This is a genomic window from Nocardia sp. NPDC024068, assembly GCF_040638875.1.
In the GTDB taxonomy this organism is placed as follows: Bacteria; Actinomycetota; Actinomycetes; order Mycobacteriales; family Mycobacteriaceae; genus Nocardia.
Genome location: NZ_JBEZYU010000002.1, coordinates 212,293 through 231,821, shown reverse-complemented (window position 1 = coordinate 231,821; position 19,529 = coordinate 212,293). Strand labels below are relative to the sequence as shown.

Below are 19,529 nucleotides of genomic sequence, written 5' to 3'. Positions count from 1 at the left end.
CGTCACCGTTCATGCAGGTCAGCGATACGAACACCGAACGGGCGGCCGCCCCGGCCGCGGTTCGCCGGTCCCGCGCGGATCAGGCCCGGCGCATCGCCGATATCCTGCGCCAGCAGATCCACGCGGGCACCCTCGGCGACACCCTGCCCAGCGAACAGCAGCTGGCCGCCGAACACGAGACTTCCCGCAACACCATCCGCGACGCGCTCGCCCTGCTCCGCGACGAACGGCTCATCGACCGGGCGCCGCGGGTCGGTACCCGGGTGGCGTCGCGGAAATACGATCACGGACTCGACGCGCTGCTCGGGTTGCAGGAAACCCTGGAGGGCCGCGGCACCGTCCACAACGAAGTGCGGGCCGGCCAGCTCATCGCCGCCCCGTCCGCGGTGGCGCGCCGCCTCGGCCTCGCCCCCGGGGAACAGGTGGTGTATCTGGAACGGCTGCGCTACCTCGGAGACCGCCCACTCAGTCTCGATCTCACCTACCTCACCCCCGAGATCGGCATTCGCGTCCTCGACCACGACCTCGCCCACACCGATGTGTTCGTGCTGCTCGAACAGCTGTCCGGGCGTTCCCTGGGCTCCGCCGACCTCACCGTGGAGGCGATCCCCGCCGACCGGCACACCGCCGCCACCCTCGACACCCCCGACGGGGCGCCGCTGCTGATGCTGGAACGCCTCACCCGCCTCGACGACGGCACCCCCGTCGACCTCGAATACATCCGGATGCGCGGCGACCGGATCACGCTGCGCGGCAGCCTGTCCCGCGGTATCCCCGAATGGAAGGTCCTGTAGATGGCACTCGCCGATCAGCGTACCGATATCCCCGTCACCATCGACGAATCGCTGTGTATCGAGGGCTGCACCCTGTGCGTCGAGATCTGCCCGCTCGACTCCCTGGCCATCAACCCAGACAACGGGAAGGCCTTCATGCACGTCGACGAATGCTGGTACTGCGGCCCCTGCGCCGCCCGCTGCCCGACCGGCGCCGTCACCGTCAACATGCCGTATCTCCTGAGATAGAGACCACCACCATGCCCGCACTGAAACGCCTGGCCGCGCTCGCCGCCGTCGCTGCCCTCGCCCTCACCGGCTGCTCGCTGCAAGACGCCGCCGACGGCGGAACCGTCCGCGTCGTCATCGGCTACCAGTCCAAAACCATCAACACAGTCACCGCAGGGACCCTGCTGCGCGCACAGGGCTATCTGGAGCAGCGCCTGCAGCGGATCACCGCCGACGGCGGGCCCGCTTACCAGGTCGAATGGCAGGACTACGACACCGGCGCGCCGATCACCGCGCAGATGGTGGCGGAGAAGATCGATATCGGTTCGATGGGCGACTATCCGTTGCTGATCAACGGCTCCCGCACCCAGGCCAACGAGCGTGCCCGCACCGAGTTCATCTCGGTCACCGGCTACAACCCCAAAGGCGCGCTGAACATGGTCGTCGTACCGCCGGATTCCCCCGCCACCGGGCTACCCGATCTGGCCGGGAAGAAGGTCTCCGCCAGCGTGGGGTCGGCGGGTCACGGAACCCTGGTCCAGGCGCTGACCCGGGCGGGAATCGACCCGGTCACCGGAGTCGAGGTGCTCAACCAGCAGCCGCAGGTGGGGGCCTCGGCCCTGGAATCGGGTCAGGTGAGCGCCCTGTCGCAGTTCGTGGCCTGGCCGGGACTGCTGGTGTACCAGGACAAGGCGAAACTGCTCTACGACGGCGCCGAACTGGATGTACCCACGTTCCACGGCGTCGTCGCCCGGGAAAGCTACACCGCCGAACATCCGGAAGTGGTGGACGCGTTCCTGCAGGCCCAGCTGGATGCCACCGAATTCCTGTGGAGGGAACCGCTGGAGGCGGCACGGATCGTGGCCGAGGGGTCGGATCTGCCGCAGGAGGTGGTGTATCTGTACAACGGTCCCGGCGGCACCTCGTTCGACACCACCCTCAAACCGAGCCTGCTCACAGCGTTCGGAGACGATGTGCAGTATCTGAAATCGATCGGCGACTTCGCCGACCTCGACACCGGCGCCTTCGCCGACGACCGGCTGATCCGCGCCGCCTACGCCGCCCGCGGCCTCGACTACGACGCGGCACTCGCCGACGGCACCAACCACACCGCCGGTTCCGGTACCGAACTGTGGCTCGACGGTCAGGACACCACCCGCCCCGCCGGTAACCCCACCGAGCTGCTGCGTGCGGTGAAAGCGGCCCGCGCACAGGGCACCGCGATCCGCGCCGCCTACGTCGTCGATTCCGAACTCGGCACCCGCTGGTTCGCCGACAAGGCGATCTGGTTGCGCGACGGCGACAACTATCTGGCGTTCACCACCCAGGCCGCCGCGCAACGCCACCAGCGGGCCCATCCCGGCGCCCGCCCGGTGAGTTACGACCAGGCCGTCACCGGGGTGCGGCCGTGACCGCGGCCGTCACCGCCGACGCGGGCACCGCCGACGCGGGCACCGCCCTGCACAGCGACCGGGCCCGGGTGCGGCAGACCCGTTCGGTGTGGCCGGGCCGGTTGCTGCGCCTGGGTTCGGTGGCCGGCGCGGTGCTGATCTGGCAGCTGCTGACCGCCTCCGATACCCGGATCTGGTTGCGGTTCGACACCCTGCCCACCGTCACCGAGGTCGTCTCCGCGCTCGGCCGGCAGCTGGGCACCGACGTCTACTACCTGGACCTCGCGCAATCGCTGCTCCGGATCCTGTCCGGATTCGGGATCGCCACCATTCTCGGTGTGGCCAGCGGTATCGCCTTGGGCCGCTCGCGCCTGTTCGCCGGAATCCTGGGCCCGCTCACCGAACTGGCGCGCCCCATCCCGGCGATCGCGGTGGTACCGATCGCGATCCTGCTGTTCCCCGATGACGAGACCGGCATCGTGTTCATCACCGGCCTCGCCGCCTATTTCCCGATCATGGTCAGCACCCGGCACGCGGTACGCGCCCTGCCCACCCTGTGGGAGGACTCCGTCCGCACGCTCGGCGGCAGCCGCTGGGATGTGCTGGTGCGGGTGGTGTTCCCCGGTGCGCTACCAGGCATCTTCGGCGGGCTCTCGGTGGGTATCGGGGTCGCGTGGATCTGCCTCATCTCCGCGGAGATGATCTCCGGGCGCCTCGGCGTCGGCTACCGGACCTGGCAGGCCTACACCATCGTCGACTATCCCGGTGTCTTCGTCGGGATCATCACCATCGGGGTCCTCGGATTCGGCACCTCGGCCGCGATCGAACTCCTCGGCCGCCGGGCCACCCGCTGGCTACCCAGGGGAGAGGAGAACAACCGATGACCACCACGCTCACCACCCGCGAGCCGCGCCCGGACACCGAACACGGGATGAGCCTGCGCCTCGACGCGGTCGCACTGTCCTACACCGGCGAGCCGGTGATCAGCGATCTGTCCCTGGATGTGCGGCCGGGCGAAATCCTGGTGCTCACCGGACCGTCGGGCTGCGGTAAATCCACCGTGCTGCGAGCCTTGGCCGGTCTGCTGACCCCCGATTCCGGCCGGGTCCTCGCCGACGGTGAATCGGTGACCACCACCTCCCGGGACCGGGCGGTGGTGTTCCAGGACAACGCGTTGCTGCCGTGGCGCAGCGTGCGCGCCAATATCGAACTGGCGCTGACACTGCGCGGCGAACCGAAAGCGGGCCGCCGCGCCGCCGCCGACCGCTGGATCGAGGAGGTCGGGCTCACCGGATTCGCCGACTATCTGCCCAAAAGCCTGTCCGGCGGGATGCGCCAGCGGGTGCAGCTGGCCCGCGGGCTGGCAGGCGCGCCGCGCGCTGTGATGATGGACGAACCGTTCGGCGCACTGGACACCCAGACCCGCGCGACCATGCAGCGCCTGCTGATCGAGACCTGGCGCACCCACCCCACCACCATCGTGTTCGTCACCCACGATGTGGACGAGGCGCTGCTGCTGGGGGACCGGGTCGCGGTCCTCGGCCGCGCCGGCCGACCCCTGCGCGCCCTCGTCGACGTACCGACTCCGCGCACCCCCGCCGACCGGCAGGCCCAGCGCGACCGACTCGTGGAGGCCCTGTCGTGACCGCACCCACCCTCTTCGCGGCGCCCGAACTCGCCGACACCGTCCGCCTCGACTGCGATGTGCTGGTCATCGGCGGGGGCACGGCCGGGACGATGGCCGCACTCACCGCCGCCGAGCACGGCGCGAACGTCCTGCTGCTGGAGAAGGCGCACGTCCGGCACTCCGGCGCGCTCGCCATGGGGATGGACGGGGTCAACAACGCCGTCATCCCGGGCAAGGCCGAACCCGAGGACTACGTCGCCGAGATCACCCGCGCCAACGACGGCATCGTCGACCAGCGCACCGTGTACCAGACCGCGACCCGCGGTTTCGCCATGGTGCAGCGGCTGGAACGGTACGGCGTCAAGTTCGAGAAGGACGAGTACGGCGAGTACGCGGTACGCCGGGTGCACCGTTCCGGCTCCTACGTCCTGCCGATGCCCGAGGGCAAGGATGTGAAAAAAGCGCTGTACCGGGTGCTGCGGCAACGTAAGAACCGGGAGCGGATCCGGATCGAGAACCGTTTGATGCCGGTGCGGGTCCTCACCGACGGCGGCCGCGCCGTCGGCGCCGCGGCGCTGAACACACGCACCGGGGAATTCGTCACCGTCGGCGCGAAAGCCGTGATCCTGGCGACCGGCCCGTGCGGCCGGCTGGGACTGCCGGCATCGGGTTACCTGTACGGCACCTACGAGAACCCCACCAACGCCGGTGACGGCTATTCGATGGCCTATCACGCGGGTGCCGAACTGTCCGGGATCGAATGCTTCCAGATCAACCCGCTGATCAAGGATTACAACGGCCCGGCCTGCGCCTATGTGGCGAATCCGTTCGGCGGCTACCAGGTGAACGCGCAGGGGGAGCGGTTCGTGGACTCCGACTACTGGTCGGGGCAGATGATGTCGGAGGTCAAACGGGAGATCGACTCCGCGCGTGGACCCATCTACCTGAAGGTCTCCCATCTGCCGGACGAAACCCTGAGCACCCTCGAAGGGATCCTGCACACCACCGAACGTCCCACCCGCGGCACCTTCCACGCCAACCGCGGCCACGATTACCGCACCCACGATATCGAGATGCACATTTCCGAGATCGGTTTGTGCGGCGGCCATTCCGCGTCGGGGGTGTGGGTGGACGAGAACGCCCGGACGACGGTTCCCGGCCTGTACGCGGCCGGTGACCTGGCCTGCGTTCCGCACAACTACATGATCGGCGCCTTCGTATTCGGCGAGCTGGCCGGCGCCCATGCCGCCGGCACCCTCGCGGAGGTGACGGTCCCGCAGGCGCTTCCGGCCGAGCAGGTCGCCGCCGCCCACGAACTGGTCTATCAGCCGCTGCGCCACCCGGACGGACCGCCGCAACCGCAGGTCGAATACAAACTGCGCCGTTTCGTCAACGACTATGTGGCGCCGCCGAAAACCGCCGCGAAACTGTCGCTGGCGGTGGAGACCTTCGAACGGATGCGCGTCGATATCGCCGAGATGGGTGCCCGCACCCCGCACGAACTGATGCGGGCGGTGGAGGTGTCGTTCATCCGGGACTGCGCCGAGATGGCCGCCCGCAGTTCACTGACACGCACCGAATCCCGATGGGGTCTCTACCACGAACGCGCCGACCTGCCCGAACGCGACGACCAGCAGTGGCGCTACCACCTCAACCTGCGCAAGAACGCCGGCGGCGGGATGGAATTCCTGAAACGTCCGGTCGCACCGTATCTGGTACCGGTGCCCGGGCTCGACGATCTGCCCTCGGTCGGGGAACCGGCTGTCGTCGCCCAACCCGAGCTGGTCGGGCATCGTCGTGCCCCGAACGCCCCGGTCGCCCCGGACCTGCCCGCCACCCCCGCCGCGGCCCCGGTCGTGTCGCCGCGGCTGGTGGCCCTGCTGGCACTCGACGCTCCCACCGCGCAGCAGTTGTCGGAGTACCTGGCCGATGACGAGGACCGCGTGCGGGTCGCGGCGATCGCGGCGTTGACCGAGAACACCCCCGACGGTTTCGCGCCCCTGCTGGTGCGTGCGCTCGACGACCCCGCGGCCACTGTTCGCGGTGCCGCCGCGGCCGCGCTCCGTGAGCTGGTCGAGGTTCTGCCGTCCGCGGAGGGGCTCGCGACGCGGCTCACCTCACCCGATCCCGTGGTCCGCGCGGTGGTGGTGGATCTGTTGCGCGCCACCCGCGCGGGTTCGGCCGCCGACTACCGCGCGGCCCTGACCGATTCCGACCACCGGGTGCGGATCGAGGGTGTCCGCGCCCTGGTATCGCTCGACGAACGCGACGCGATCGCCACCGCCGCTGCCGATCCCAGCCGTGAGGTCCGGATCGCGGCCGCACAAGGGCTGGCGACCGTGGGCGATGGCGGCGCCGACACCATCCGGATACTGGCCGGTGACCGCGACCCCCTGGTCCGGGCGGCGGCCCTGGCCGCGTTCGCCGATACCGGCGCCACCGCCGCCGATCTGGACAGCTGCGTGACCGCATTACGCGACACCGCCTGGCAGGTGCGGGTCGGCGCGAGCCGCGGCCTGGCCGCCGGAGAACCCGATCTGGTGGTGCCCGCGCTCACCGAAGCGCTCGGCGACCGGCATCTGGATGTGCGTAAGGCGGCGGTCCTCACGCTGGCGCGGTGGTCCGGGCACGACGCGGCCCGGACCGCCCTGAAGGAAGCGACAGCCGATACCGACGCCGACGTCCGCGCCTACGCCCGCCGCGCACTGCCGGGGCCGGAAGGTAGGGCGTAGGTCTCCGGTTTCTCAGCGCACCGGGTGCCAGGTCCCGCACACCGGCGATGCCCGGGGCGCGGTTCGATCAGCAGCGGAGCCTCGGTGGCGTCCGTCGCGACGCGTGGTGAGCATCGATCCGGCGCCGGTCAGCCTTGCCGGTCAGCCTTTGCGGGCGGTGGCCAGCAGCTGCTCGACGGTCGCCAGCTTCACCCGCGGCCGCCCGGCCGCCGCCCCGGCCGCCCGTTCGGCACGATCCACCGCCTGCCAGGCGGTGCGGTCGAGCATGTCCGGCTGTCGTTCCCGGACCAACTCGGAAAGCGCGGTGCGATCCCGGAGTGGGGCGATGAGTGCGCCCGACCGGAAGTCGTCCAGGATCGCGGTCACCGTTTCGGCGGCGTCGGCGCGGTTGGAGCCGATCACCCCGCGGGGTCCGCGTTTGATCCACCCGGCCGCGTACACACCCGGGATCGGCGCGCCGGAGGTGTCGATGACCCGGCCCGACTCGGTGGGCAGCACCCCGCGCTGTTCGTCGAAGGGCAGACCGGGGATCTGCTGCCCGCGGTAGCCCACCGCCCGCAGCACCAGCGACGCGTCGATCACGCTGTGGTCGGAGGTGGGGCGGGCGGACGGTGAACCGGCCGGGCCGGTGAGTTCGTTGCGCACGCACCGCACCGCCCGCACCCGGTCGTCACCGGTGATCTCGGTGGGCGATACGCAGTACCGGAACCGGATCCGCTTATGTCCTTCGCGTGGTGGGCGGGCCGCGTATTCACCCGCCGCCGTGATCTTGAGCCCGAGTTCGTAGGCCGAATCCGGCCCGTCCAGGAATGTCTGCCCGGCCTCGTCCAGCATGACGTCTGCCGGGTCGACGACGATATCCACCCCGTCCAGCCGCCCGAGGGCCCGGAACTCCGGTGCGCTGTAGGCCGCTTGGAGCAGCCCGCGCCGGCCCAGGATCACGACCTCCCGGATGGCGCTGCGCCGCAGCGCCGCCAGTGCGTGATCGGCGATATCGGTGCGAGCCAGTTCGTCGGGCTCCATGGTGAGCACCCGCGCGATATCCAGGGCCACGTTGCCGTTGCCGACGATCACCGCGCGCTCCCCGGACAGATCGAATTCCCGGTCCGCGTAATCGGGATTGCCGTTGTACCAGGCCACGAATTCGGTGGCGGAATGGCTGCCCGGCAGGTCCTCGCCGGGAATATCGAGGCGGCGGTCGGACGGGGCGCCCACCGCGTAGATCACGGCATGCGCGCTCTCGCGCAGTTCGGTGTGGGTGAGGTGGGTGCCGATCTCGGTGTTCAGATACATCTGCAGGCTGTCGCGTTTGAACGCGGCCGCGAACATCTCGGTGACACCGCGGGTCTGCGCATGGTCCGGGGCGACACCGTAACGGGCGAGCCCCCACGGGGTGGGCAGCCGGTCGAACATCTCCACCTCGACCGATCCGATGCCCATCAGTTGCTCGGCGGCATAGCATGCGGCAGGTCCGGTTCCGACGATCGCGACCCGCAGCGTCCCGAGGTCCTTGGGGAGCCGCTGCACGGGCGCCGGTGGCGACATATCCGGCTCCAGCGGATGCCGTTCGAAGTAGCCCGCGTTCACCGCACGGAAGCCGTCCAGATGCGGGGGCAGATCCTCTTCGGCGTAGATCGCGTCCACCGGGCACGCCTCGTAACAGGCGCCGCAGTCGATGCAGGTGTCCGGGTCGATGTAGAGCATCTCCGCCGTCGCGAACTGCGGGTCCTCGGGGCGCGGCCGGATGCAGTCCACCGGGCATTCGGCCACGCAGCTCGCGTCGTTGCAGCAGCGCTGCGTGATCACGTAGGCCATCTAACTCTCCCGCTGCCTGCGGCGATACCGCACCCGGCACGGCTGCTGCAGCTGGACCACCATTTTGGAGTGGTCGTTACGGTAGGTCTCCGAGGGCTGCAGCATCTCGAACTCCCAATCCCGCAGCAGCACCGAGAAGATCGCCTTCAGCTGCATCAGCGCAAACGCGGCACCCACGCAGCGGTGCCGTCCGGCGCCGAAGGGGATCCAGGTCCACCGGTTGATGAGGTCTTCCTGGTTGGGGTCGATATAGCGTCCCGGGTCGAAGCTGTCGGGGTTGGGGAAATCCTCCGGCAGCCGGTTGGAGATCGCCGGGGTCGCCGCCACATGGTCGCCCACCGCGATGGTGTGCCCGCACACCTCGAACTCGCCCTGGGCCACGCGCATGAGGATGATCAGCGGCGGATGCAGGCGCAGCGTCTCCTTGAGCACCGCTTCCAGCTGCGGGATCTGGCGCAGCGCGTGGAAACTCACCTCCTGGCCGTCGGCGTACAGCTCGTCGAGTTCCTTCACCACCCCGGACAGCACCTCCGGATGGCGCAGCAACTCGATCACCGACCAGGCGGCGGTACCGGAGGTGGTGTGGTGCCCGGCGAACATCATCGAGATGAAGATGCCGGTGACCTCACTGGCGCTGAAATGCGGTGTGCCGTCCTCCTTCTTCACCGAGACGAGCACGTCGAGCAGGTCGCGATCCTCTTTGTCCGCGGGCGGGTTCGCGATCCGCTGATCCATGATCTCCTGGACCAGTTCCACCAGCTGCGCGCGGGATTCGTCGCGGATGCGGAAACTCTCGATCGGCATGTACGGGTCCACGTACGCCAGCGCGTCGGTGCCGCGCTCCAGATTGTGGTAGAGGTGCGCGAACCGGCTGTCGAGTTCCTCGCGGAACTTGGTCCCGATGAGGCAGGCCGAGGAGGTGTAGATGGTGAGTTCGGCGAAGAAATCCAGAAGATCGATCTCGCCCTCGTCGCCCCAGCCGGCCAGCATGCGATCGACTTCGCGTTCGATGGTGGCCGCGTGCCCGCGCATCTGGTCACCGCGCAACGCGGAGTTGTGCAGCATCTCCTTACGGCGTTCGGGGCTGGCGTCGAACACCACGCCCTCACCGAAAATCGGTTTCATGAACGGATACGCGGCGGCCTGGTCGAGGTCCTCGTCGGCGGCGCGGAAGAAGAATTCGTTCGCCTCGGCCCCGGTGAGCAGGATGACATGGCGTCCGGCGAGTTCGAACTGACCGACGTCACCGCATTCCTCCCGTACCCGGCGCATGAGCGCGATCGGGTCGGTCCGGAACTCTTCGAGGTGGCCGTGCTCGTGTTGGCCTCCGGACACCCGCGGCGGTTTCACCGAAGTCATGTGGAAATCCTTCCCCAGATTACTGTCCAGGATCTATGGTAGACACCTGTCTGGACAGTACTACGGGTGGTTGCGGGCAAGCAAGATGTGTGCGCGTGCGCAACGCCCGATCGGCCACCTTCACCGAGGTCAGAATGCCATACTGTCCGGACACCTGTACGGAGAAGTGTTCGGCCGAGGCGTGGCCCGGTCCGGAAAATAGCGAGAGCAGGTCCATGAGCGGTCAGCAAACCTTGCAGGGTCGCGGCGCGGTCGTCGTCGGCGCCACCAGCGGAATCGGGCACGCGGTCGCCCACGCCCTGGCCCGCCACGGCGCCGGAGTGGTCGTCAACGGCCGGAACGAGGCCGGTGTGGAACGCACCGTGAAATCCCTGACCCTCGCCGGCCGCCGCGCCATCGGCGTTCCCGGCAGCGCCGCCGACGAGAAAACCGCCACCGAACTGGTCGCCGCCTGCACCCGCACCTTCGGCGCCATCGATATCCTCGTCAACTGCGCCGGAACCGCCGAACCCGCCGAATCCTCCATCCTCAACGTCACCGCCCGCCAATGGCGCGATCTCCTGGACTCCCACCTCACCACCACCTTCAACACCTGCCGCGCCGCCGCGCCGGTCATGGTCGAACAAGGCCGCGGCAGCATCGTCAACACCAGCTCCTTCGCCTACCTCGGCGACTACGGCGGCACCGGCTACGCCGCCGGCAAAGGCGCCGTCAACAGCCTCACCCTCGCGATCGCCGCCGAACTCGCCGAACACGGCGTCCGCGCCAACGTCGTCTGTCCCGGCGCCAAAACCCGGCTGTCCAGCGGATTCGCCTACGAAGCCAAGATCATGGAACTGTTCCGGCGCGGCATGCTCGACGAACTCAGCAAAGACGCCGCCCTCGACGCCCCACCCGCCGACTACGTCGCCCAGCTCTACCTCTACCTCGCGAGCCGGGAAGCCGACCAGGTCACCGGACAGATCTTCGTCGCCGCCGGCGGCTTCGTCGGCCGCTACGACCGGCCCGCCCCCGCCATCCTCGGCTTCCGCGACCACAACGACAGTCCGCCCTGGTCCCAGGACGAACTGCACGCCATGATCGCCCGCGACACCGCCCGGGCCGGTAAGAAATGACCGAATACCCCGAACTCGGCTGCTACGGCCTCGCCGGGCACGCCGACGATCCGCACGCCCTGCTCGGCGAAGCCCGCGACGCGGAGCGTCTCGGGCTCGGCACCATGTTCCTGTCCGAACGCTTCAACACCAAGGAAGCATTCACCCTCGCCGCCGCCGCGGGAGCGGTCACCGAGGAGCTCACGCTCTGCACCGCCGCCACCAACCACAACACCCGCCACCCGGTGGTCACCGCCGCCGGCGCGGTCACCCTGCACCGCCTCACCCGGGGCCGCTACAGCCTCGGGCTCGGCCGCGGCTTCGACCTCCTCTTCGACGTGCTGGGGCTACCCCGCATCACCTCCGCGCAGATCCGCGATGCCGTCGACCTCTACCGCCGGCTGTGGCACGGCGAAACAATCGTCGGCCACGACGGCCCCGCCGGAAAATACCCGCTGCTGCGCCTGGACCCCGGCTACGACGAGAACATCCCCGTCACCCTCACCGCAATCGGCCCCAACACCTTGCGGCTGGCCGGGCAGATCGCCGATCAGGTCGTCCTGCACACCTTCTTCACCGACGACACCACCGCCCGCGCGGTCGACACCATCCGCTCCGCCGCCGAAGCCGCCGGACGCGACCCGGCCGCCGTCCGCATCTGGTCGGTGCTGGTCACCGTCGACGACACCCAGGGTGAAACCGCCCGCTTGCGCAAACTCGTCGGCCGCCTCGCCACCTACCTGCAGGGGTACGGCGACATCCTGGTCCGGGTGAACGGCTGGGATCAGCGCGTCCTCGACGAATTCCGGGCTCATCCGCTGGTCACCGGCGCCGGGGGAGCACTCGACGCGGTCGCCGACCCCGACACCCTCACCGCCGTGGAGAACCTGCTGCCCGCGCAATGGCTCGCCGCCTCCGCCACCGGCAGCCCCGCCCGCTGTGCGGCACGAATCGCCGACCAGTTCGGGACCGGTGTCGACGGCGTCATCCTGCACGGCAACACACCCACCGAACTGGCACCGCTGCTCACCGCCTGGCGGAACCATCGCAACCCTGCCGGCACCACAGCGGATCCCGAAGGAAATAACGGATGACCCCCCCGATCACTCTCGCCGACCTCACCCCCGCATGGCTCACCACCGCCCTCGGCGCCCACGTCGAAGCGGTCAGCGGCGAACCGGTGGGCACCGGGCAGATCGGTTCGGTGTACCGGCTGCGCCTCACCGGTGACGACGTCCCGCAACGGCTGCTGGCCAAACTCCCCGCCGCCGACCCCGGCACCCGCGGGATGCTCGCCGGGGCCTACCGGCAAGAGGTCCGGTTCTACACCGAGGTCGCCGCGACCGTAGCCGTGCGCACACCGCGCTGCCACTACGCCGAAATCCACGGTGACGGTAGCGAATTCGTACTGCTTCTGGAGGACCTCGCGCCCGCCTGCCAAGGCGACCAGATCGCCGGGTGCCCGGTCACGCACGCCCACCGGGCCGTCGCCAATCTCGCCGGTCTGCACGCGCCCCGCTGGTGTGACGACTCCCTGCTGGACCTCGAAGGATTCAGTCGCAACGGACCCGAGGAAGCGGCCACGCTGAGGGAACTCTACGGACCGACCACCGATATCTTCTTCGATCGCCTCGGTGATCGGCTCACCACCGAGGACCGGGCCACGGTGCGCGCCTGCGGTGAGGTCATCGCCGACTGGCTGGTCGCCCGGCCGGAACGGTTCGGGCTCGTCCACGGCGACTACCGCCTCGACAACCTCCTGTTCGGCGCGGGCGAACCGGCGGTCGTCACCGCCGTCGACTGGCAGACGGTCAACCTCGGGCTCCCCGCCCGCGATCTCGCCTATTTCGTCACCACAGCACTCGACCCCGGCACCCGCCGCGCCGCCGAGAAGGATCTGGTCACCACCTACCATCAGCGCATCGAGGAACTCGGGGTCACCGGCTACAGCTTCGCCGACTGCTGGCAGGACTACCGGTTCGCGGCTCTGCAGGGCCCGCTCGTCGCCGTGTTCGGTGCCGCCTACGGCACCCCCAGCGCACGCGGCGACGCCATGTTCGCCGCCATGACACAGCGCAGCTGTGCCGCCATCCGCGACCTCGACTCGTTACACCAGCAGCCCGCCTGACCCACCGCGGCCGCGGCGCGGGGCGAATGACGCCCCGCGCGCACCCGCCCGTTGCCGCACCACGAGTCTCACGAGGGGGCGACGACTACCCGGACCCGCGCCACATTGTCCATGCGGGCGTAGGGAGTCGTGGAGTCGCCGTCGGGGTGTGCCGATACCCGGACTGTGACGAAGTGCGTGCCGGGATCGGTGAAAACGTGCTCACGTGCGATGGTCACCGCGGCGGCCGGATCGAACTCGGCGGTGTCGGTGAAGGCGCCGGTGCCGTCGAAATCCCAGGCGAGGGCGACGATCAGGCCGGACCCCGGCGGTGTTTCGGCGACGACCTCGAACCGGACGCAGCGGCCCGCGGTGATCTCGGCGCGCTGAGCGCCGTCGGCGGTGAGGGTCACCACCGGCTGAACACCCAACCGGTCGGCGGCGTGGGCGGGCACGTGGACCTGCCCGTCCTCGACGGCGTAGCGGGTACCGGCAGCGGGTGCCCGACCCGTCTCCACCCAGGCGCTGACCTGGCGTAACGCCTCGTGCAGGACACCGAGGTAGGAGACCGTGCGGGTGGGATGCTCCTGGATTTCGTCGTCACCGTGCAATGCGTGGTCGACGAACCAGAGCCGGAAATGCTCATCGGCATCCGCGCCGTGGTGTTCCCGGACCCGGTCGCGGTACCAGTCGGCCTGCCAGGGGAAGGCCTCACGATCCAGCAGGCAGGAGACGACGATCATCTTGCCGGCGAAACGCCCGGTCGGCAGGTGACCCGAGGCCGCCGCGGTGAACAGTGGGCCCAACAGGAGCGGTCGCTGCGGATAGCGCGGATTCCCGGCCGCGTCGCGGAACTGATCCCACACCGGATACCCCTCGGCCGGCACCTGGTGCCGATGGTAGGTCTGGGCGGCCAGGAACGCGCTGTTGTCGATTTCGACGGTGTCGCCGGGTTCGAGACCGGTCAGCGCGCCGGAGTCGGGTGTGTCGAGAACCGCGATATCACCGTGGAAACCCGAGACGGTCGCACGTGCGCCCGCTGCCGCACCGGAGATCACCACCAGATCGGCTCCCCCGACCGGAGGCTCGATAGGAGACCCGGCTACCCCGACCGCGACGATGGCATCCGTTCCTGTCCCGTCACCCCGGAACGCCTCGTCGACACCGCCGCGAGGGGTTCCCGGCGCCCGGTGGCCCGGTACACCCCCGGCCGCGGCCTGCGCGGAGGTCAGTGCGCCGGAGGTCCGGCAGCGGTATCGGACCCGGTCGCGATGGACCGATGCGGCGGGGTCGGCGCCAAGGTACCCGGGGACGGTCCAATAATCCTCGAAATACCCCGGATCCACGGTCACGATATGCGGGTACAAGGTGCCGAAGGCATGGAAACCCATGGTGCGGTGGCCGAACCAGGAGCGAACCGGAAAACCCATCCGGGTGACTTCCCGCAGGGCGCCGGCCTCTTCCGCGCTGAGCCCGGAGCCGATCGCGCGCGCCGAACCGGCGTCGACGGCGTCGGCGATTGCGTCGAGGCGGTCGCGCAGGACACGCTGGGCGTGCATCCGGGCGGAGAATACGTTCGGGATGGCCATGGGACTGCCGATGACATACGGCACGAAACCATCCCACACCCCTTCGGTGCTCTCGGCAGCGCCGATGGTGCGGTATCCGCCGCCGCTGCCCCCATAGGCGTAGCCGTAGGCGCGATGCGCGCCGTAGAGCCTGATGGCAACCTCGCGCGAATGCGTCGCGGCGGCGGCATTCGCGCGATAGGCGGTGACGGTGGGGTCGGCGGCCGGGTCACCGGGGGTCGCGGGCGCGCCGCCGCCGTTGGTCTCCAGGAAATAGGCCCCGCACGAGAACGCGAACCCGATCTTGTCCTCCTGCCCCACCGCGCCGGGTGCGAGGTTCTCGCTGTCGGGTACCGGGGTGATGTGCTGGAAGAAGCGTCCCCGGTAATCCGCGGCAGGTGGGAAGTACAGCGAGAAGCGGGTGTCGGTGCCCGTGAATCCGCCATGGACATACCGATGGCGGACCGGGGTGTCGCGCCATTCATCGATATCCAGGTAGGGGGAAGCGAAGAGTGGATCGGTGGCGTCGTCGTGCACGGTGGCTCTCCGAGATAATTAGAGTGCAGATGGGTATATGGCCGGGAGTCTAGAAGCCCGAAACGGCATCTTGGCTCGATTACCGGAACAAACTCGAGTGACACTCTGATTATCCGGATGCGTAGAGTCGCGGCATGCCGACACCATCGGGACGGAGCCGCGGAAGCTACTCCGGAACTGCCGAACGACGCCGCACGATAGCGCGCGCCGTACTCGATCTGGTCCTGGAGAAGGGGCATGCCGGCGTGACCACGGCCGAAACCGCCGCTCGCGCCGGTGCCGGCGAAGCGACCGTCCTCTACCACTTCCCCTCTCGCGACCATCTGCTGGTGGCGGCGCTGAGCTGCGCGTTCGACGAGGACGACGAGCGGTCTCCGGCCGGAGACGACGTCCTGGACATCGAACGACTGCGGGAATACGCCACCGGAACCCACCGGCAGGTGACACTCCTCTACACCGCCCTGGCGGGTCATATCGGCACCCCCGGACATCCGGCCCGGGACTTCTTCGCCGCGCACCACGCCGCGGCGCTGCACCGATGGACGGCGATCATCGTCGCGCGCCAGCAGGCCGGACTGGCCCATCCCGGCCTGGACCCCGCCGAGGTCGCCCGTCAGTTCCTGGCCACCTGGAACGGGCTACGCACACAATCGCTGATCGATCCGGCATTCGACCTCGGGGCCACACTGATCTCGGCGCTCCGGCGGCTCACCCTGCAGAACTGGATGGAAACCCGCGAGAAGCTGCTCGACCCGGCCGCCGGACTATGAGACCGGACACCACGACCGGAGAGAGCCGCCCCGCCCAGGGCACGGAATAACCCACCCCACCCACCCGTTCAAGTAGATGCAAACGCATAGAAACGAACGGTGGGAGAGACAACAGATGCAATTCGGAATCTTCTCGGTCAGCGATATCACCCGCGACCCGGTAACCGGCACCACCCCCAGCGAAGCCGAGCGCATCGACGCGATCGTGCAGATCGCGCGCAAAACCGAAGAGGTCGGACTCGACGTGTTCGCCATCGGCGAGCACCACAACCCGCCCTTCTTCTCCTCCTCGCCGACGACCCTGCTCGCCCATATCGCGGCCACCACCGAGCGGCTGATCCTGACCACGGCCACCACCCTCATCACCACCAACGACCCGGTGAAAATCGCCGAGGACTACGCCATGCTGCAGCACCTCGCCAAAGGCCGCATGGACCTGATGCTCGGACGCGGCAACACCGGACCCGTCTACCCGTGGTTCGGCAAAGACATCCGGGCCGGGCTGCCCCTCGCCCTGGAGAACTACAACCTGCTGCACCGGCTCTGGCGCGAAGACGTCGTCGACTGGGAAGGCGAGTACCGGACCCCGCTCCAAGGTTTCACCGCCACCCCTCGGCCCCTCGACGATGTGCCGCCCTTCGTCTGGCACGGCTCCATCCGCACCCCGGAAATCGCCGAACAGGCCGCCTACTACGGCAACGGTTTCTTCGCCAACCACATCTTCTGGCCCACCGTCCACTCGCTGCAGCTCATCGAGTTCTACCGGCAGCGCTTCGAACACTACGGCCACGGCACCAAGAAACAGGCCATCGTCGGACTCGGCGGCCAAGCCTATATCGCGAAGAAATCCCAGGACGCCTGGAACGAATTCCGGCCCTACTTCAACGAAGCACCCGTCTACGGCCACGGCCCCTCCCTGGAGGACTTCGCCGAAATGACCCCGCTCTCGGTCGGCAGCCCGCAGGAAATCATCGACAAAACCCTCACCTTCCACGACACCTTCGGCGACTACCAGCGTCAGCTGTGGCTGATGGACCACGCCGGACTGCCGCTGAAAACCGTCCTGAACCAGCTCGACCTGCTCGGCGAGGAAGTCGTGCCCGTCCTGCGCAAAGAACTCGACACCCGCCGCGACCCCGAATCGGCGGCCGCCCCCACCCACCAGGCGCGGGTCACCGCCAAATACGGCGACACCGCACCGCGCCAGGCACGACCCAACGCCAACCAGGGCAACAACCTCGCCGGCGCCAACCCCTACCAGGACGCCACCGCCTGACCGAGCCGGGCCCTGAGACGGTAGCGAAGCGTCACCACGCCGGGCCCCCGCTCATACGAGATGGATACAGCCATGACCGAACCTGATCCGCACGGGGCGGCGGGGGACAGGCCCGCGCCGCCCCGCGGGCACCGGACCGCAGACCGCGAAGCCACCCGCACCAGCAGCCGTCTGGCCAACGACGCCTGGGAACAGCTGCTCACCGCACACGCCGTACTGATGAAACAGTTCGCCGCCCAGGACGTCTGGCACGGGCTCACCATGCGCGAATACGACGTCCTCTACACGCTGTCGAAATACGCCGAACCCCTCCGCCCCGCCGAACTCAACCGGCACGTCCTGCTCACCCAGCCGGCCCTGTCCCGCATGGTCGACCGGCTCATCGACCGCGGCCTGGTCCGGCGCACCCCCGACCCGGCCGACGGGCGCGGCGTGCGGCTGTCCCTCACCCCCGAAGGCCGCACCCGGCAGCGACGGATCGGCGGCCGCCACGCCGTCGGGGTCGCGCGGGCCCTCACCGCCGTCCTCGACGACACCGACCTGCACGCACTCGAAACGATCTGCGCCAAACTCGCCGACACCGCGAACACCAAGGAGCAACCATGAACACCACCGGCGAACGCACCACCTACCGGCTGGTCGTCGTCAGCGGCGGCACCAGCAACCCCTCCTCGACCCGTATGCTGGCCGACCGCGTCTCCGCCCGCATCGGCGCCCGCACCGACCGGCGCGACGCCACCCTCACCGTCGACGTCATCGAACTGCGCGAACTCGCCGGCGAGATCAGCACCGCCCTCGTGTCCCAGCTCATGGGCCCCAAACTCACCGCGGCCGTCGCCACCCTCGCCGCCGCCGACGGACTCATCGTCGCCGCACCCGTCTACAAGGCCGCACCCAGCGGACTGCTGACCTCCTTCTTCCACATCCTCGACAACGACCTGCTCATCGCCAAACCGGTGATCCTCGCCGCCACCGCGGGCACCGCCCGCCACGCCCTCGTCGTCGACGAACAGATGCGCGCACTGTTCGCGTTCCTCCGCACCATGACCGTGCCCACCTCACTGTTCGCCGCCTCCGAAGACTGGAACGACACCGACCTGAACAAACGAATCGACCGCGCCGCCCTCGAACTGGTCCTGCTCATGGAGAGCGGCTTCGCGCACAAGGTCAAAAACGAATCCTGGAACAGCTACCAGCACTCCTTCGGCAGCGCCGGCGGCAGCGAAACCACCGTCGACCTCGACACCGACCTCATGCGGCTGGCCGCCGGCGGGGGAGCGGCCCACGCCCGCTGACCCCGATATCACTGGGCAACCCGCCCCGCCCTATGGGACGATCACCCACGTGACCAGCACACCCGCGACAACACAACACCTGCGCGACCTCGCGCTGTTGCGCCGGGTACGCGACCGGATCGACCGAGACTACGCACAACCCCTCGACGTCGAAGCGCTCGCCCGCGGCGTCAACATGTCCGCCGGCCACCTCAGCCGGCAATTCCGCAACGCCTACGGCGAATCGCCCTACAGCTATCTGATGACCCGCCGCATCGAACGCGCCATGGCACTGCTGCGCCGCGGCGACCTCAGCGTCACCGAAGTCTGCTTCACCGTCGGCTGCGCCTCACTCGGCACCTTCACCACCCGCTTCACCGAACTCGTCGGCATCCCTCCCGGCGCCTACCGCCGGGAGGTCGCCGCCGCCGCGGGCATCCCCTCCTGCGTGGAAAAACACGTAACCAGACCGATCAGGAATCGAGAAGCGCAGGTCACCGGCACGCAACTAGCGTGAGCGGCATGGACATCATCATCCACTCCAGCTACCTGCCCCAGGACGACCCCGACGCCGCCCTCACCTTCTACCGCGACACCCTCGGCTTCGAAGTCCGCAACGATGTCGGCTACAACGGCCTGCGCTGGATCACCGTCGGCCCGCCCGAACAACCCGGCACCTCCATCGTCCTGCACCCGCCCGCCGTCGACCCCGGCATCACCGACGACGAACGCCGCACCATCAGCGAAATGATGGCCAAAGGCACCTACGGCGGTATCAACCTCGCCACCAAAGACCTCGACGCCGCCTTCGAACGCCTGCAGACCGGCGACGCCGATATCGTCCAGGAACCCACCGAACAGCCCTACGGCATCCGCGACTTCGCCGTCCGCGACCCCGCGGGCAATATGATCCGGATCCAGGAACTGCGCTGACCCCGCTGCCGGCCCGCCCCATCCCGGCGGCACACCGCGGGCCGG

General features: G+C 69.0%; 18 protein-coding genes. 15 read left to right on the top strand and 3 right to left on the bottom strand.

What is annotated here, in order from left to right; all coding sequences use genetic code 11:
- Positions 1 to 11: 11 nt before the first annotated feature.
- From AB0F41_RS03880 to AB0F41_RS03855, 6 genes are read left to right on the top strand one after another with little or no spacing between them, the layout of a single operon-like run.
- Positions 12 to 794, top strand: a complete 783-nt coding sequence (locus AB0F41_RS03880) for a GntR family transcriptional regulator (RefSeq protein WP_357421177.1) — start codon at positions 12 to 14, stop codon at positions 792 to 794.
- Positions 795 to 1,022, top strand: coding sequence for a ferredoxin family protein (locus tag AB0F41_RS03875; RefSeq protein WP_068035570.1), 228 nt, complete (start codon positions 795 to 797; stop codon positions 1,020 to 1,022). It begins immediately after the preceding gene.
- Between the two features lie 11 nt (positions 1,023 to 1,033).
- Complete coding sequence (locus tag AB0F41_RS03870) at positions 1,034 to 2,413, top strand: ABC transporter substrate-binding protein (protein ID WP_357421176.1); 1,380 nt, start codon at positions 1,034 to 1,036, stop codon at positions 2,411 to 2,413.
- 47 nt (positions 2,414 to 2,460) lie between these two features.
- Entirely contained in the window at positions 2,461 to 3,276 is an 816-nt protein-coding gene (locus tag AB0F41_RS03865; protein WP_357421432.1) for an ABC transporter permease, read from the top strand.
- Entirely contained in the window at positions 3,273 to 4,037 is a 765-nt protein-coding gene (locus AB0F41_RS03860) for an ABC transporter ATP-binding protein (protein WP_357421175.1), read from the top strand. The genes AB0F41_RS03865 and AB0F41_RS03860 overlap by 4 nt, the downstream gene beginning before the upstream one ends.
- The gene (locus AB0F41_RS03855; protein ID WP_357421174.1) at positions 4,034 to 6,751 is read left to right on the top strand and encodes a fumarate reductase/succinate dehydrogenase flavoprotein subunit; all 2,718 of its coding nucleotides are present in this window, start codon (positions 4,034 to 4,036) and stop codon (positions 6,749 to 6,751) included. The genes AB0F41_RS03860 and AB0F41_RS03855 overlap by 4 nt, the downstream gene beginning before the upstream one ends.
- Positions 6,752 to 6,892: 141 nt before the next feature.
- On the opposite strand, the gene AB0F41_RS03850 is transcribed toward AB0F41_RS03855, so the two are convergent.
- Both AB0F41_RS03850 and AB0F41_RS03845 read right to left on the bottom strand, forming a co-directional pair.
- Positions 6,893 to 8,566 carry an FAD-dependent oxidoreductase gene (locus tag AB0F41_RS03850; RefSeq protein WP_357421173.1) on the bottom strand — a complete coding sequence of 558 codons (1,674 nt, stop codon included), beginning with the start codon at positions 8,564 to 8,566 and terminating at the stop codon, positions 6,893 to 6,895.
- The gene (locus tag AB0F41_RS03845) at positions 8,567 to 9,925 is read right to left on the bottom strand and encodes a cytochrome P450 (RefSeq protein WP_357421172.1); all 1,359 of its coding nucleotides are present in this window, start codon (positions 9,923 to 9,925) and stop codon (positions 8,567 to 8,569) included.
- A 215-nt stretch (positions 9,926 to 10,140) separates the two neighbouring features.
- Here AB0F41_RS03845 and AB0F41_RS03840 point away from each other — a divergent pair, with 215 nt between their 5' ends.
- The 3 genes from AB0F41_RS03840 to AB0F41_RS03830 are packed head-to-tail and all read left to right on the top strand — an operon-like array spanning position 10,141 to position 13,147.
- On the top strand, positions 10,141 to 11,040 hold the full coding sequence (locus AB0F41_RS03840; protein ID WP_357421171.1) for an SDR family oxidoreductase: 900 nt from the start codon (positions 10,141 to 10,143) through the stop codon (positions 11,038 to 11,040).
- Positions 11,037 to 12,113, top strand: coding sequence for a TIGR03857 family LLM class F420-dependent oxidoreductase (locus AB0F41_RS03835; RefSeq protein WP_357421170.1), 1,077 nt, complete (start codon positions 11,037 to 11,039; stop codon positions 12,111 to 12,113). The genes AB0F41_RS03840 and AB0F41_RS03835 overlap by 4 nt, the downstream gene beginning before the upstream one ends.
- Positions 12,110 to 13,147, top strand: coding sequence for a phosphotransferase (locus AB0F41_RS03830; RefSeq protein WP_357421169.1), 1,038 nt, complete (start codon positions 12,110 to 12,112; stop codon positions 13,145 to 13,147). Before AB0F41_RS03835 ends, AB0F41_RS03830 begins: the two co-directional genes overlap by 4 nt.
- A gap of 68 nt (positions 13,148 to 13,215) precedes the next feature.
- Here the strand turns inward: AB0F41_RS03830 and AB0F41_RS03825 are convergent, their stop codons facing one another.
- Complete coding sequence (locus AB0F41_RS03825) at positions 13,216 to 15,231, bottom strand: hypothetical protein (RefSeq protein WP_357421168.1); 2,016 nt, start codon at positions 15,229 to 15,231, stop codon at positions 13,216 to 13,218.
- Positions 15,232 to 15,365: 134 nt separating this feature from the next.
- On the opposite strand from AB0F41_RS03825, the gene AB0F41_RS03820 reads away from it, so the two are divergent.
- From AB0F41_RS03820 to AB0F41_RS03795, 6 genes are all read left to right on the top strand, one after another.
- Positions 15,366 to 16,001 (top strand): TetR/AcrR family transcriptional regulator, encoded by a 636-nt coding sequence (locus AB0F41_RS03820; protein WP_357421167.1) that lies wholly within the window; start codon positions 15,366 to 15,368, stop codon positions 15,999 to 16,001.
- 115 nt (positions 16,002 to 16,116) lie between these two features.
- On the top strand, positions 16,117 to 17,277 hold the full coding sequence (locus tag AB0F41_RS03815) for an LLM class flavin-dependent oxidoreductase (protein WP_357421166.1): 1,161 nt from the start codon (positions 16,117 to 16,119) through the stop codon (positions 17,275 to 17,277).
- A gap of 72 nt (positions 17,278 to 17,349) precedes the next feature.
- Positions 17,350 to 17,883, top strand: a complete 534-nt coding sequence (locus AB0F41_RS03810) for a MarR family transcriptional regulator (RefSeq protein ID WP_357421165.1) — start codon at positions 17,350 to 17,352, stop codon at positions 17,881 to 17,883.
- Positions 17,880 to 18,572, top strand: coding sequence for a CE1759 family FMN reductase (locus AB0F41_RS03805; RefSeq protein ID WP_357421164.1), 693 nt, complete (start codon positions 17,880 to 17,882; stop codon positions 18,570 to 18,572). The genes AB0F41_RS03810 and AB0F41_RS03805 overlap by 4 nt, the downstream gene beginning before the upstream one ends.
- Before the next feature lie 49 nt (positions 18,573 to 18,621).
- The gene (locus AB0F41_RS03800; protein WP_357421163.1) at positions 18,622 to 19,068 is read left to right on the top strand and encodes a helix-turn-helix transcriptional regulator; all 447 of its coding nucleotides are present in this window, start codon (positions 18,622 to 18,624) and stop codon (positions 19,066 to 19,068) included.
- A 5-nt stretch (positions 19,069 to 19,073) separates the two neighbouring features.
- Positions 19,074 to 19,484 (top strand): VOC family protein, encoded by a 411-nt coding sequence (locus AB0F41_RS03795; RefSeq protein WP_357421162.1) that lies wholly within the window; start codon positions 19,074 to 19,076, stop codon positions 19,482 to 19,484.
- The last annotated feature ends 45 nt before the right edge of the window (positions 19,485 to 19,529 follow it).

What these genes read in the sequence shown, in the direction of transcription:
- AB0F41_RS03880 (WP_357421177.1), top strand. Translation starts at nt 12, where the DNA reads ATGCAGGTCAGCGATACGAACACCGAACGGGCGGCCGCCCCGGCCGCG.
- AB0F41_RS03875 (WP_068035570.1), top strand. Translation starts at nt 795, where the DNA reads ATGGCACTCGCCGATCAGCGTACCGATATCCCCGTCACCATCGACGAA.
- AB0F41_RS03870 (WP_357421176.1), top strand. Translation starts at nt 1,034, where the DNA reads ATGCCCGCACTGAAACGCCTGGCCGCGCTCGCCGCCGTCGCTGCCCTC.
- AB0F41_RS03860 (WP_357421175.1), top strand. Translation starts at nt 3,273, where the DNA reads ATGACCACCACGCTCACCACCCGCGAGCCGCGCCCGGACACCGAACAC.
- AB0F41_RS03850 (WP_357421173.1), bottom strand. Translation starts at nt 8,566, where the DNA reads ATGGCCTACGTGATCACGCAGCGCTGCTGCAACGACGCGAGCTGCGTG.
- AB0F41_RS03845 (WP_357421172.1), bottom strand. Translation starts at nt 9,925, where the DNA reads ATGACTTCGGTGAAACCGCCGCGGGTGTCCGGAGGCCAACACGAGCAC.
- AB0F41_RS03840 (WP_357421171.1), top strand. Translation starts at nt 10,141, where the DNA reads ATGAGCGGTCAGCAAACCTTGCAGGGTCGCGGCGCGGTCGTCGTCGGC.
- AB0F41_RS03835 (WP_357421170.1), top strand. Translation starts at nt 11,037, where the DNA reads ATGACCGAATACCCCGAACTCGGCTGCTACGGCCTCGCCGGGCACGCC.
- AB0F41_RS03830 (WP_357421169.1), top strand. Translation starts at nt 12,110, where the DNA reads ATGACCCCCCCGATCACTCTCGCCGACCTCACCCCCGCATGGCTCACC.
- AB0F41_RS03820 (WP_357421167.1), top strand. Translation starts at nt 15,366, where the DNA reads ATGCCGACACCATCGGGACGGAGCCGCGGAAGCTACTCCGGAACTGCC.
- AB0F41_RS03815 (WP_357421166.1), top strand. Translation starts at nt 16,117, where the DNA reads ATGCAATTCGGAATCTTCTCGGTCAGCGATATCACCCGCGACCCGGTA.
- AB0F41_RS03810 (WP_357421165.1), top strand. Translation starts at nt 17,350, where the DNA reads ATGACCGAACCTGATCCGCACGGGGCGGCGGGGGACAGGCCCGCGCCG.
- AB0F41_RS03805 (WP_357421164.1), top strand. Translation starts at nt 17,880, where the DNA reads ATGAACACCACCGGCGAACGCACCACCTACCGGCTGGTCGTCGTCAGC.
- AB0F41_RS03795 (WP_357421162.1), top strand. Translation starts at nt 19,074, where the DNA reads ATGGACATCATCATCCACTCCAGCTACCTGCCCCAGGACGACCCCGAC.